This is a genomic window from Devosia sp. A369, from assembly GCF_054489345.1.
The window spans coordinates 163,376-176,322 of record NZ_JBTMWV010000008.1; the positions used below are offsets into that span (position 1 = coordinate 163,376).

A 12,947-nucleotide genomic window follows, 5' to 3' on the forward strand; every position below is an offset into this window, starting at 1 on the left:
TCAAAGCTCCTGCCAGCGGATGCAGCGGCTCAACTGGCCGTTGCCGGTATCGGCCAAGGGCGGCACCGCCACGGCGCAGGCGTCAATCGCATAGGGACAGCGGGGCGCGAAGGAGCACCCCGGCGGAAGATTGGCGAGGCTGGGCACCGCGCCGGCAATGGTGGGCAGCGGCGTACCGGCGCGCTTGAGCGCGGTCGCCTCGCCCAGCCGGGGCACCGAGCGCAACAGCCCCTTGGTATAGGGATGGCGCGGATGGGCGAAAACCTCGGCGACAGTGCCGGTTTCGACGATGCGGCCGGCATACATCACCGCGACGCGGTCGGCGATTTCGGCGACGACGCCCAGATTATGGGTGACGAACAGCATGGCCATGCCGCGCTCGGCCTGCAGCTTGGCCAGCAGTTCGAGAATTTGCGCCTGAATGGTCACGTCGAGCGCCGTGGTCGGCTCGTCGGCAATCAGCAGGGCCGGATCGCAGGCCAGCGCCATGGCGATGGTGGCGCGCTGGCGCATGCCGCCCGACAATTCATGCGGGAATTGGGTGGCACGGCGGGCCGGGTCGGGAATGCCGACATCCGCCAGCAGCCGCACCGCCTCCTCGGCTGCCTGCTTGTGCGAGTGGCCGAGATGGATGCGGATCGGCTCGGCGATCTGTTCGCCGATGGTATAGACCGGGTTGAGGCTGGTCATGGGTTCCTGGAACACCATGGCGATGTCATTGCCGCGGATACGGCGCAGGCTTTCCGCATCGAGCTGGGCGAGATCCCTGACCTCGCCCGACTTGCCGCGAAACGCGATCTGGCCGTTGGCCACCCGTCCCACCTTTTTGGGCAACAGGCCCATGATGGAGAGACTGGTGACCGATTTGCCCGAACCCGATTCACCCACCAAGGCGACGGTCTCGCCCGGCGCGATGGTCAGGGTGAGATCCTGCACGGCGGCGATTTCACGGCCGCCGATGCGGAACACCGTGCGCAGATCGCTGATGTCGAGGATGGGTTCGGGCATCATGGCTTAGCCCATCAGGCCCGCAGCGCGGACCAGCTCGACGATCTTGGACGTTTCAGCGGCATCGAGACGACGCTGCGGACGGGCCATGATGTTGGTTTCGATAATGCCAAGCTGCTGCATGGCGGTCTTGAACGAGCCGACGCCAGCCGAGCCGGCGCTGACGCGCGGCAGCGCGACCCAGACCATTTCAAACAGGCGGCAGAGGCGTTCCTGCTCCTTGCGGGCAGCGTCCCAATTGCCGGCCTTGGCGTGGTTCCACAGGCGCACATAGCCATGCGGATCGACATTGGCGAGGCCGGGAACGACGCCGTGGGCACCCATCTGCAGGGCGTTGTCGACGACGATTTCCGAGCCGGTCATCAGGAAGAAATCCGGCAGGTCGGCGAGGTCGAGCAGGCAGAAGCGGAAATTGCCGTCATCGCCGCTGGAGTCCTTGAGGCCGGCAATGACGCCTTCGCGGGCCAGGGTCACAGTGGTCTTGCGTTCGAGCTTGATGTTGACGCACACCGGGATGTCATAGGCGATCACCGGGACATCGATGGCGTCGCGGACATAGCGGAAGTGGTCGGCCACTTCGGGCTGGCTGGTGCGGGCATAGAAGGGGGCGGTCACCACCACGGCGTCGACGCCCAGCTCCTGGGCGGCCTTGGCGTGGCCGATGGTGCGGTCAGTGGTCGGATCGATGGTGCCGGCGAGCACCGGCACGCGGCCATTGGCGATCTTGATGGTGTGCTCGATGATCTTGCGACGGGTCGCATCGTCATGGAACACCACTTCGCCGCTGGAGCCGAGCACGAACAGGCCGTGCACGCCGCCATCGACCAGATTTTCGACGACGCGGGTCAGCGAGACGTAGTCGACTTCATAATTTTCGGTCAGCGGAGTGACGACGGGAGGAACGACGCCGTGAAAGGTAGTCATAGTTGTACCCTGTGAGGTTCTAGATCAGTTGAGGTCGGATCGTGGGTCAAAGGCATCGCGCAGCCCGTCACCCAGGAAGTTGATTGCCAGCACGGTCAGCACCAGCGCGCCGCCGGGGAACATCCACTGCCAGACATATTGTTCGAGCACGATGGTGGAGCGGGCGGCGTTGAGCATGTTGCCCCAGCTCGCCTCGGGCGGGGCAATGCCCAGGCCGAGGAAGGAGAGGCCGGCTTCGAGCAGGATGGCATTGGCGATCTGGAGGGTCGCATAGACCACCAGAATGTCGATGCTGTTGGGCAGGCCGTGACGGAACAGCAGATGCGGCATCGAGGCGCCCATGCCGCGCGCGGCGACGACGAAGTCACGCTCGCGCAGCTCCATCAGACGAGCCCGCACCATGCGCGACAGCACCGGCCAGGACAGCAGCGAGATGACGAGGATAGTCGGCAGCACGCCGGTGCCGGCGATGGAGGCCAGGACCAGGAGGAAAATCACCGGCGGCAGCGTCATCGCCAGATCGACGAGGCGCATCACGCCATTATCGACCAGCCGGCCGCCAAAGCTGGCAATGGCGCCAACGAGGAAGCCGATGACGATGGAGATGGCGACCGAAACAATGGCCACGGTCAGCGAAATGCGACCGCCCTGCAGCAGGCGGGCCAACACATCACGGCCCACGCCGTCGGTGCCGAACCAGTGGACCGGACCGGGGCCCTGATTGAGGGCGCGCAGATCAATATCGTTGGGGGCATAGGGCCACCACAGCGGATAGCTGACCACCGCGACGAGGATCGGCAGCAGAATGAGCAGGCCGGCCAGCGCGGCGCCGTTGGAGCGGAAGCGGTCCCAGGCGCGGGCCCAGGGGCCTTTGCTGGTCGAACGCGGCGCTGTCGGGGCGGTTGATGTTGAAACGCTCATGTCAGCCCACCTGGATGCGCGGATCGACCGCGGCGTAAGTGATGTCGGTCAACAGGTTCACCACGATGACGCAGGCGCCGATGACCAGGGTTGCACCCATGATGACGGGGTAGTCGCGGGTCTCCACCGCATTGACCAGCAGCAGGCCCATGCCCGGCCAGTTGAACACGCTCTCGATAAAGATGGCGCCGCCGATGGCGATGCCGATGGTCGAGCCGATCAGGGTAACGACGGGCAGCAGCGCATTGCGCACCGCATGCTTGACGATGACGAAGAACTCGCGGACGCCCTTGGCGCGGGCGGTGCGGACATAGTCCTGATTGAGCACCTCGAGCAGCGAGGCGCGCATATAGCGCATGATCAGCGCCGCATGGCCGATAGACAGCAGGCAGGCCGGCAGGATGAGGTGGGACACCAGATCGCCGATGGAGAAATTCGCCCCCGGCGTCAGCATGCCGCCCGAGGGCGCCCAGCGCAGTTGCACCGAGAAGAAATAGAGGCCGAGCAGCGCCGTGAGAAAAGCGGGGCTGGAAATGCCGACAAAGGCCACGACGGAAAAGCCGATATCGGTGGGCGAATTGCGGCGGACGGCGCTGATGATGCCAGCGCCGACGCCGACAGTAATTGCGATCAGCAGACCGGCGGCCATCAGCAGCAAGGTCGGACCGATGCGTTCCAGCACCAAAGGCAGCACCTGCACGCCGATGCGCTGGGTGGAAAAGCCAAGATCGCCGGTGACAGCCTCGCGCAGCCAGCCGAAATATTGCACCGGCAGGGGTGCATCGAGGCCGAGACGGTCACGCAGCGCCTGGATGGCGTCGGGCGAGAGCGGCGACTGCGGATTGATATAGGCGTCGATGGGATCGCCTGGCGCCAGGCGCAGCAGGATGAATACCAGCACGCTCAGCGCAACAAGCATTACGAGGCCGATGGCCAAGCGCCTGGCTATGAAAATGGTCATATCGTCACCGCTGGGTTGAGGCAGGTGGCGCAGCCAGAGCTGCGCCACCTGTGGGGCAAGGTCGGGAGGGAGCCTTGCCTTATTCGGACTTGGTCCACTTTTCCGGATGCGACGCGAAGGGGCCACCCGCCGGAGCCGGGGTCCAGACGAAGTCCACCAGATCGTTGGAGGCGACGCCATAACGGTTCGCCACCCACATGGTCGCCCAGGGCAGTTCGGCGTTCATCACGCGGCAGACATCCTGCCAGCGGGCATCGGACTGGGCCGGATCGGTTTCGCCGAGGGCCGTGTCGAAGGCGGCGCTCAGCGTCGGGCTCTCGACGCGCATGATGTTGGCGCCGTTCGGCGGCAGTTGCGACTGGTTGAGACCGACATTGATGCCGGCGGGGTTCGGACCGTTCTGCAGGCCGGCATAGACCAGCGCGAACTCGTTCCAGTCCGGGTTGTTTTCCTTGTAGACGATGCCGTTATAGGTCGGCGTATCGACGACGCGCGGCACCACGTTGATGCCGACCTGGGCCAGCATCGCCTGGGACGCGGCCATGACGTTGGCGGCCAGCGGCGTGTTGTAATAGGTCAGCCAGGTGATCGGCTTGTCGCCATTGGTCTCGGCCCAGCCAGCCTCGGCCAGCAGCGCCTTGGCCTTTTCCGGGTCATAGGCATAGGGGTCGATATCGGCCGGCACCAGATGGTCGGCGACGTAGCCGCAATTGGCGGCCTCGGCGGCACCACCATAGAGGCTGTCGATGATGGCCTCGCGGTCGATGGCATGCATGAAGGCCTGACGCACGCGCACGTCATCCCACAGCGGCACCTTGTGGTTGAAGCCGACATAGTTGACGACGAAGGAGGCGCCTTCGATCACCGTGTAATCGGCACTGCCGGCGAAGGTCTTGGCGTCATCGGGCTCGACATAGGTGAAGTCGATCTCGCCAGCGCGCAGGGCCGACACGGCGGCAGCCGAATTGTCGAAATAGCGGTTGATGAGACGGTCGGTCAGCGGGCGACCGAGGCGGTAATCCTCGTCGGCGGCCAGCTCGACATACTGGTCGGTGACATATTTGGTGAATTTGAACGGGCCGGTGCCGATGGGCGTGGTGGCCCACCAGGTGCTGGTGGCGATGGCTTCGGGGGCAATGCCGGAGAGGGCATGCTCGGGCAGGATCATCACCTGGGCGAGCACCGAAAGCAGGCCGGTGTCTGGTGCGCTGAGCTTGAGCACGACGGTGCGGTCATCGGGCGTCTCGACCGCGTCGATCTTGCCGAGGCGGGCGGCGAAGACGCTGCCAGCAGCGGCATTCTTGGCCAGTTCGAGGGTGAACTTGACGTCGGCCGAGGTGAAGGCCTCGCCGTCATGCCAGGTTTCCTCGGCCAGCTTGAAGGTCACTTCCGTCTGATCTTCGCTGAGCGACCACTCGCTGGCGAGGGCGCCTTCGAGCTGGGTCAGCTCGGCATTATAGATGACCAGGGGTTCGTAATAGACACTGAGCCAGGTCAGGCCACTCGTCGCGGCGAGCGGATTGAAATTGCCCTGGAAACCGCCCGGACCGACGTCGAAACCGCCGGTGATGGTGCTGGGGTCCTGCGCCATGGCCGGCAGGGTCAGCGCGGTGGCGCCAAGTAGTGCCGCGATAGCAAAAGAACGCGTAAAGGCTTTCAGTGTCATGGGTATCCTCCCCGTTACGTCTTCAAAGTCTGCTTGTTGTTCTCGATGACCTGCATGATGCCCTGGTAATGTTCGTCCAGGCGCGTGCGGGCCTTCTCGACATCGCGGGCGACAATCGCCTCGACGATTTCGTGGTGATCGCGCCAGGTCGATAGCGGATCAGAATTGGTCAGATTGGCGAAATCGGACGCCTTGTAGAAAGCGCGCCAGAACACTTCGATCAGCCCGGTGAGCATGCGGTTGTTCTGGCAGCGGAACAGCAATTCGTGGAACTGCTGATCCTCCTCGGCGAAGTTCTCGTTGCGCTCGGCGCGCTGGCGCATGCGCTGCGTCACCGCCTGCAGTTCGGCGATATCTTCGGGCGGGATCATGTCGATGGTCTTGCCGATCAGTCCGGTTTCGAGCACGCGGCGAATTTCGCGCAGTTCCTCGATATCGCGCAGGCTACCACCCAGCCCGTAGGCCAGATTGTCGAGCAGCGGCTGGAAGGAGAATTCCTTGACGAAGACGCCGATACCCCGGCGGGTCTCCAGGATGCCGATGGATTCGAGCGCCTTGATCGCCTCGCGGACCGAGTTGCGACCGACGCCGAGCTGCTGGGCGAGGAAGGTTTCGGGCGGCAGCGCATCGCCGGCCTGCAGGTCATTGGCCTCGACATAGTCGCGCAGACTCTCCTGCACGGTGACGTGCAGCAAAGGAGGCCTGTTCAGCGGCTTTATCGATTTTTTGACACTCATTCCGGGTCTCCTGCTGTGAGGTATTCGGTCGAGCCTTAACACCCTTCAGCCGTCCTGGCGACTTGTCCTATAGCAACTTGTAGGATATCCCGCAAGCTCCTTGTTGGCTTTACCGCTATGTGATATTGACTTATGGGATATCCCATCATTTTATCCACAGGCCGCGGCGGAGGTTTTGCGGCGAGGAGGACGAGAATGACGGCATTACGCACCCTGACATGCGCCCTGGTTCTGACCACGGCATTCGGAGGAACACAGGCAATGGCGCAGCAGTGGCCCGACCTTCCGGTCGGCATCAAAAGCGGGGTTTCGGCCCAGATCGGCGACACCATCCTGGTGGGATTGGGCAGCGCCGGTCAGGCGCTTTACGGACTCGACCTCAACAATATCGCCGCCGGCTGGACCGAGCGGGCCGACTTCATCGGCAGCCCGACCAGCGGCGCAGCGTCGGTGGCGACCGGCGGCAAGCTTTATATCTTCGGTGGCAATGGCAAGGCGACGCCCGACGCCATCTCGCCGATCATCTACGACACTGCCTATGTCTATGACCCCGCAGCCGACAGCTGGAGCAAACTGGACACGGTGACCCCGGCCGGGCTGTCCGGCGCCCGCGCCATGGCCACCAGCGATGGCCGCATCGTCGTGGCCGGCGGTTATAACAAGACGCTGTTCGACGCCTATCTGCATGATGTCGCCACCACCGACAGCAAGGCCGAGCCCGAGAAATATGCCGCGCTGGTGCAGGGCTATATGGCGCAGCCACCCGAATTCTATCAGTGGAACGACACGCTGCTGAGCTATGACCCGGCCAGCAATAGCTGGGGCGAGCTGGGGGAGAACCCGTTCCTGCCCAATTGCGACGCGGCTTTCGTCGATCTGGGCAATGACCGCTTCCTGTTGCTCAATGGCGAGATCAAGCCGGGGCTGCGCACCGACGAGGTCAAGACCATCACCCTCGCCAATGGAGCAGCGACCTGGGAGGCGCAGGCCAGCCTGCCGGCGCCAAGCTCGGCGGCGGTGCAGGAGGGCGTGGCCGGCGCCTATGCCGGCAAGATCGGCGACGTTGTGCTGCTGACCGGTGGCGCCAATTTTCCCGGCGCCCGCGACAACAGCCAGGCCGGCAAATGGTTTGCCCATGAAGGCCTGACCAAGACCTGGCGCGACGAAGTCTATGCGCTGGTTGACGGCGCCTGGAGCCAGGTGGGCGCCCTGCCCGAAGCCATGGGTTATGGCGCCAGCTTCTCGCTGCCCGAAGGCGTGTTGCTGGTGGGCGGCGAAGACGGCACCGGCGCGCCGCGCGCCGATGTACGACTGATGCGCTGGGATGGCGCGAGTGTCGGTTTCGACGAATAATTCGACAGCTGGGGCGGCGCCTCGTGCCGCCCCTTCACTACGGATAGTTTCGCATGAACATTGCCCTTCTCGGTGTTAGCCACTGGCACGCTGCCATGCATGCCGACGCGGTTCGCCACGCCGGTGCCCGCATCTCTCAGCTCTGGGACTGGGATCTGGCCTGCGCGCAACGCTTTTCGGACGAAAATGAACAGGCGCCGGTGGCGTCGCTCGACGCGATTATCGACGCGCGCCCCGACCTGGCGGTGGTGATGGGACATCCGGCGCAGGTGCCGGCCCTCGCCGCCCGCCTGCTCGCGGCCGAGATTCCCATGGTGCTGGAAAAGCCGGCCGCCTCCGACAGCGCGACGCTGAACGCCCTGGCGGAAATGGCCCAGCGGCACAGCGCCTTTGTTGCCGTGCCACTGGCCAACCGCTTCAGCCCGGCCATGCAGGGGCTGGAAGGCGCTGCCGTGGCGCATGCCCATTTCCGCATCGTCAACGGTCCGCCACAGCGCTATTGCGATGACGGGGTGGGCTGGGTGCTCGATCCGGCGATTGGCGGCGGCGGGGCGCTGCGCAATCTGGGCATTCACGGCATCGACTGCGCACTCAGCCTGGCGCGCGGCAGATTGCGGATTGTCTCGGCGACACTGGCCAAGCGGCTGCATGACGAAGAGGCGGTGGAGGACCATAGCCATGTGGTGCTGGCTGACGAGGCCGGGGCGCTGTTCACCGTCGAGGCCGGCTATACGGTGCCGGACCTGGCGCCCGGCGGCGACTTTGAATGGCGCACCGCCACCGCCACGCGCTATTGCATCGACCATGGCAGCCGGGTGATCAATTTTGCGCCCGGCGCCAATGGTCCCTATGCCTTGCCGCCGCTGCTGCCATCATTGCGCTATCGCGCCTTCATGGCCGACACGCTGGCGCGGCTGCGCGACGGGCGGTCGCCACTGGTGACGCTCGACGACTATGTGGGCGCCATGCGCCTGATCGATGATATTTACGCGGTGGCACGATCATGATCGGCGTTGGAATTATTGGCGCCGGGCATTTCGGCGCGGTGCATGCCAAGGCGCTGGCGGGGGTGAGCGGGGCCCGGCTGGTTGCCGCCTGCCGCAATGACGCGACCGGGATCGCCAGCTTCACCCAGGCGCATGGCGGAACGCCTTATACCGACTGGCGGGCCTTGCTCGATGATGGCGCGGTCGACGCGGTGGTGATCGCCACGCCGCATGATCTGCATCGCGACATTGCCATCGCCGCGCTCGACGCCGGCAAGCATGTGCTGCTGGAAAAGCCGATGGCGGTCTCGCTGGAGGATTGCGACGCCATCGCTGCGGCCGCGGGTCGCTCATCGGGCAGTCTGATGATCGGCCATGTGCCGCGCTTCTTTCTGCCGATGCTGGCGGCCAGCGATTTTCTGGCCAGTGGCACGCTGGGCCGCCCGATCACCGGCACCAGCGCTTTCATCAAGCTGTGGATGGAGGGCAATCGACAGCCATGGCATCTGGAGCGGGAAACCGGCGGCGGCATGCTGATGACGGCCGGCATCCATGCGCTGGACCGGCTGGTGTTTCTGATGGGCGGCCGGGTGTCCGGCGTCAGCGCGCTGATGTCGGCGGCGTTTCACCAGCAGCATGCCGACGACACAGCCTTCATCAACCTGCGCTTTGCCGATGGGCGGTTCGGACAGGTGAGCAGCATTGGCTATGCCGATGGCGCGATGACTTCGGCGCTGCAACTGGTCTGCGAGGGCGGCACGCTGGCGGTTGATCTGGACGGGCGGCTGCGCGCAGGCGAGAACGGGACCTGGCGCGACCTGCCCTGCCCCGAGGCCGACCCGATGAACGGGGCCGTGCGCCGCGAATGGCAGGCGTTTATCGACGCGATAAAGGCGGGCGGCCCTTCGCCCGTTGATGCAGCTTATGGGCGGCATCTCGTCGCCATCATTGCGGCCGCCCAGCTTTCGAGCCAGGAGCGCCGGGAAATTACCGTGGAGCCAAGCCAGCCATGACCTCTTCCATATTGCAGCGCCTTGAAGGCGGCCTGATCGTTTCGTGCCAGCCGGTCGATGACGGTCCGCTTGATACTATCCCGTCCATCGTGGCTTTCGCGCTGGCGGCCCGCGACGGTGGGGCGCGCGCGCTGCGCATCGAAGGCGCGGAGAATGTCGCGGCCGTGGTGGCGGTGTGCGACCTGCCGGTGGTTGGCATCATCAAGCGCGACCTCGATGACTCGCCGGTGCGGATCAGCCCGTTCCTGCATGATGTCGAAGCGCTGGCCGATGCCGGCGCGCAGATCATTGCCGTTGACGCCACCGACAGGCCCCGCCCGGTGCCGGTGGCGGCGTTGCTGGCGGCCATCAAGGCGCGCGGCCGGCTGGCGATGGCGGACCTCTCCAACATCGCCGAAGCCAGGCAGGCCAAGGCGATGGGCTTCGATATTCTGGGCACCACCATGTCCGGCTATACCGGCGGGCCGATCCCCGCTGGTCCCGATCTCGATTTCGTCAGCGCCTGCCGGGCGCTGGGCGGTACGGTGGTCGCCGAAGGCCGCTACAATGCGCCCGACACCGCCGCTGCCGGCATGCGGGCCGGGGCCAGCGCTGTTTGCGTCGGCTCCGCCATCACCCGCACCGAGCATGTGACCAACTGGTTCCGCGATGCCGTGGAAGGCGCGCGCGCCAGCCTTGATGACACCGTGCTCGCCCTCGATATCGGCGGGACCAAGGCCCTGGCGGCGCTGGTTCGGGGAGCCGAGATTCTCGAACAACGCGTGTTGCCGACGCCGCAGGCCGTGGCCAGCCCAGCCTGGTTCGACGCCATCGCCAGCCTGACCGATGGTTGGGAAGGACGTTTCACCCGCGCCGGGGCCGCTGTCACCGGCCTGGTGCATGAGGGGCATTGGTCGGCGCTCAATCCGCAGACGCTCGACATCCCGGCCGGCACGCCGCTGGTGGCTGAATTGCAGGCGCGGCTGCGTTGCCCGGTGATCGCCCGCAATGATGCGCAGGCCGCCGCCTGGGGCGAATATCGCCATGGCGCTGGTAAGGGCCGCGATCTGGCGTTTGTCACCGTGTCGTCGGGAATTGGCGGCGGGCTGGTGTTGGGCGGCAGGCTGATCGAGGGCGCGCGGGGTTTGACCGGCAGTCTGGGACAGGTGCAGGGCGCGACCGGCGGCGCGCGGCTGGAAGAGCAGGCCTCAGGCTTTGCGCTGGCCGCCAGCGCAGAGGCATCTGGCATGGCCGGTGATACCCGCGCGTTGTTTGCCGCCGGTGCGGCGGGCGATGGGACGGCGCGGCAGCTGATCGCGGCGGCGGCGCAGCGCGTGGCCCATAGTCTGGTGGATTTGCAGCGACTGGTTGACCCCGAAATCGTGGTGCTGGGCGGCGGCATTGGCCTGCTGCCGGAATTCCGCGCCGCCATCGATGCGGCGCTGGAGCAGATTGCCCCGGTGCTGCGGCCGCAGATCGTCGCGGCGCAGCTGGGGGCCAATGCCGGCATTGTCGGGATCGCCGATCTGGCTGGTGGTGCCCGCTAGATTGGCAGGTCGGTGGTCAGTTTGACCGTCTTGAGTGAGAAGCTGGAGTTGACCGTCGACACGCCGGGCAGATGCAGGATGATCTTCTTGAGGAACTGCTCGTAGTCCTCGATGCTCTGCGCCACGACGCGCAGCAGATAATCGCTCTCGCCGCTCATCGAGAAGCACTCGACAATCTGCGGATGCTTGCTGACGGCGTTTTCAAACGCCTCCAGCGTTTCCTCGTCCTGACGGGCAAAATGCAGCTGGGCGATGACGTTGACGCCCAGACCCACCGCCTTGGGATCAAGCAGCAGCGCGCGCTTGAGGATGACGCCGTCGGCCTCGAGCTTCTTGATCCGCCGCCAGCACGGCGTGTGGGACAGCCCGACCTTATCGGCTAAAGCCGCCATCGACAGGTCCGGCTCGGCCTGCAGGGCTCGCAAGATTTTCAGATCCATCGCGTCCATCAAAACTCCTCGTAACGGCGACGGCGGCTATTTGCATCGATCATCCTAAAATCTCCGGCAAAAAGCAATTATCCATCCTATCCAGCCCGCCAATGGCAATATGAAAGCAAGGAAACTCTCCGGCGGCGCTGCCATAGTCTTCTCTAGGAACCACGCTTGGGAGGGCGAGGCATGGGAGACGACGGAAAACTGCAGCTGTATATCCCGGCGCCGACGACCCGGCCCGGCGATAGACCTGACTTCAGCCATATCCATATTCCGCCGGCAGGCCTCGTGGCGCGCCCGGAGCCGCTGACCGATCACGACGCAATGCGGGAGCTGCCGTTCCAATTGGTCCGGGTGCTGGATGACAGCGGCGCGGCGGTCGGGCCGTGGGCGCCGGAGATCGCGCCGGAGACGCTGTTGGCCGGGCTGCGCGCCATGCTGCTGACGCGGGTGTTCGATGAGCGACTGTTTCGGGCGCAGCGGCAGGGCAAGACCAGCTTTTACATGAAGTCGACCGGCGAAGAGGCCATTGCCGTGGCGCAGGCGCTGGTGGCGGGCGCGGGCGATATGAGCTTTCCCACCTATCGCTATCTCGGCTGGCTGATGGCGCGCAACTATCCGCTCGACGCGCTGGTGAACCAGATTTTCTCCAATGCCAAGGACCCGCTGCAGGGCAGGCAACTGCCGATCCTCTATTCGGCGCGGGAATATGGGTTTTATTCGCTCTCGGGCAATCTCGGCAGCCGCTATGGACATGCCGTCGGCTGGGCCATGGCCTCGGCCTATAGAGGCGACGACAAGATCGCCATCGGCCATGTCGGCGACGGCACCACTGCCGAGGGCGACTTCCACGAAGCGCTGACTTTTGCCAGTGTCTATCGCGCGCCGGTCATTCTCTGCGTCACCAACAATCAATGGGCGATTTCCAGCTTTTCCGGACTGGCCGGCGCGGACAGCACCACTTTTGCTTCGAAAGCCATCGGCTATGGCCTGCCGGGATTGCTGGTCGACGGCAATGATTTCCTCGCGGTGTGGGCGGCCACGCAATGGGCGGCCGAGCGGGCGCGGCGCAATGGCGGGGCGACGCTGATCGAGTTTTTTACCTACCGCGCCAGCGGACACTCGACCAGCGACGACCCCAGCAAATATCGGCCCGTCGACGAGGCCGAGCATTGGCCGCTGGGCGATCCGATCGAGCGCCTGCGCCAGCATCTGAACCTAACCGGCCATTGGGACGACGCCCGCCATGAGGCGCTGCTGGCTGAACTCGACCAGACGGTGCGCGAGGCGGTGAAACAGGGCGAGGCCATTGGCACGCTGGGCCATGGCAAGCCGCATTTGGGCGAAATGTTCGAGGGCGTGTTCAAGGAACCCGACTGGCGCATTCTCGAACAACGCCGCGAATTGGGGATCTGAGC

General features: G+C 65.1%; 12 protein-coding genes. 5 read left to right on the forward strand and 7 right to left on the reverse strand.

Features of this window, described 5'->3' with window-relative positions; translation table 11 throughout:
- The 6 genes from ACX3OZ_RS12420 to ACX3OZ_RS12445 all read right to left on the reverse strand — a co-directional run bounded on the left by ACX3OZ_RS12420 (position 1) and on the right by ACX3OZ_RS12445 (position 6,217).
- Positions 1–1,011 (reverse strand): ABC transporter ATP-binding protein, encoded by a 1,011-nt coding sequence (locus ACX3OZ_RS12420; protein ID WP_459104619.1) that lies wholly within the window; start codon positions 1,009–1,011, stop codon positions 1–3.
- Between the two features lie 3 nt (positions 1,012–1,014).
- A complete protein-coding gene (locus ACX3OZ_RS12425) occupies positions 1,015–1,932 on the reverse strand; it encodes a dihydrodipicolinate synthase family protein (RefSeq protein WP_459094627.1) in 918 nt (305 codons plus the stop codon).
- Between the two features lie 24 nt (positions 1,933–1,956).
- Complete coding sequence (locus ACX3OZ_RS12430; RefSeq protein WP_459094626.1) at positions 1,957–2,853, reverse strand: ABC transporter permease; 897 nt, start codon at positions 2,851–2,853, stop codon at positions 1,957–1,959.
- Between the two features lies 1 nt (position 2,854).
- The gene (locus ACX3OZ_RS12435) at positions 2,855–3,814 is read right to left on the reverse strand and encodes an ABC transporter permease (RefSeq protein WP_459094625.1); all 960 of its coding nucleotides are present in this window, start codon (positions 3,812–3,814) and stop codon (positions 2,855–2,857) included.
- 79 nt (positions 3,815–3,893) lie between these two features.
- Positions 3,894–5,480 carry an ABC transporter substrate-binding protein gene (locus tag ACX3OZ_RS12440; RefSeq protein WP_459094624.1) on the reverse strand — a complete coding sequence of 529 codons (1,587 nt, stop codon included), beginning with the start codon at positions 5,478–5,480 and terminating at the stop codon, positions 3,894–3,896.
- 14 nt (positions 5,481–5,494) lie between these two features.
- Entirely contained in the window at positions 5,495–6,217 is a 723-nt protein-coding gene (locus ACX3OZ_RS12445; protein ID WP_459094623.1) for a FadR/GntR family transcriptional regulator, read from the reverse strand.
- 195 nt (positions 6,218–6,412) lie between these two features.
- On the opposite strand from ACX3OZ_RS12445, the gene ACX3OZ_RS12450 reads away from it, so the two are divergent.
- From ACX3OZ_RS12450 to ACX3OZ_RS12465, 4 genes are read left to right on the forward strand one after another with little or no spacing between them, the layout of a single operon-like run.
- Complete coding sequence (locus ACX3OZ_RS12450; protein ID WP_459104620.1) at positions 6,413–7,570, forward strand: N-acetylneuraminate epimerase; 1,158 nt, start codon at positions 6,413–6,415, stop codon at positions 7,568–7,570.
- Between the two features lie 53 nt (positions 7,571–7,623).
- A complete protein-coding gene (locus ACX3OZ_RS12455; protein ID WP_459104621.1) occupies positions 7,624–8,577 on the forward strand; it encodes a Gfo/Idh/MocA family protein in 954 nt (317 codons plus the stop codon).
- Positions 8,574–9,569 (forward strand): Gfo/Idh/MocA family protein, encoded by a 996-nt coding sequence (locus ACX3OZ_RS12460; RefSeq protein WP_459094620.1) that lies wholly within the window; start codon positions 8,574–8,576, stop codon positions 9,567–9,569. The genes ACX3OZ_RS12455 and ACX3OZ_RS12460 overlap by 4 nt, the downstream gene beginning before the upstream one ends.
- Positions 9,566–11,095 carry a putative N-acetylmannosamine-6-phosphate 2-epimerase gene (locus tag ACX3OZ_RS12465; protein WP_459094619.1) on the forward strand — a complete coding sequence of 510 codons (1,530 nt, stop codon included), beginning with the start codon at positions 9,566–9,568 and terminating at the stop codon, positions 11,093–11,095. Before ACX3OZ_RS12460 ends, ACX3OZ_RS12465 begins: the two co-directional genes overlap by 4 nt.
- On the opposite strand, the gene ACX3OZ_RS12470 is transcribed toward ACX3OZ_RS12465, so the two are convergent.
- Complete coding sequence (locus tag ACX3OZ_RS12470; RefSeq protein WP_459094618.1) at positions 11,092–11,544, reverse strand: Lrp/AsnC family transcriptional regulator; 453 nt, start codon at positions 11,542–11,544, stop codon at positions 11,092–11,094. The two genes, ACX3OZ_RS12465 and ACX3OZ_RS12470, sit on opposite strands and share 4 nt — an antisense overlap.
- Before the next feature lie 171 nt (positions 11,545–11,715).
- On the opposite strand from ACX3OZ_RS12470, the gene ACX3OZ_RS12475 reads away from it, so the two are divergent.
- The gene (locus tag ACX3OZ_RS12475; RefSeq protein ID WP_459094617.1) at positions 11,716–12,945 is read left to right on the forward strand and encodes a thiamine pyrophosphate-dependent enzyme; all 1,230 of its coding nucleotides are present in this window, start codon (positions 11,716–11,718) and stop codon (positions 12,943–12,945) included.
- Positions 12,946–12,947: the final 2 nt, after the last annotated feature.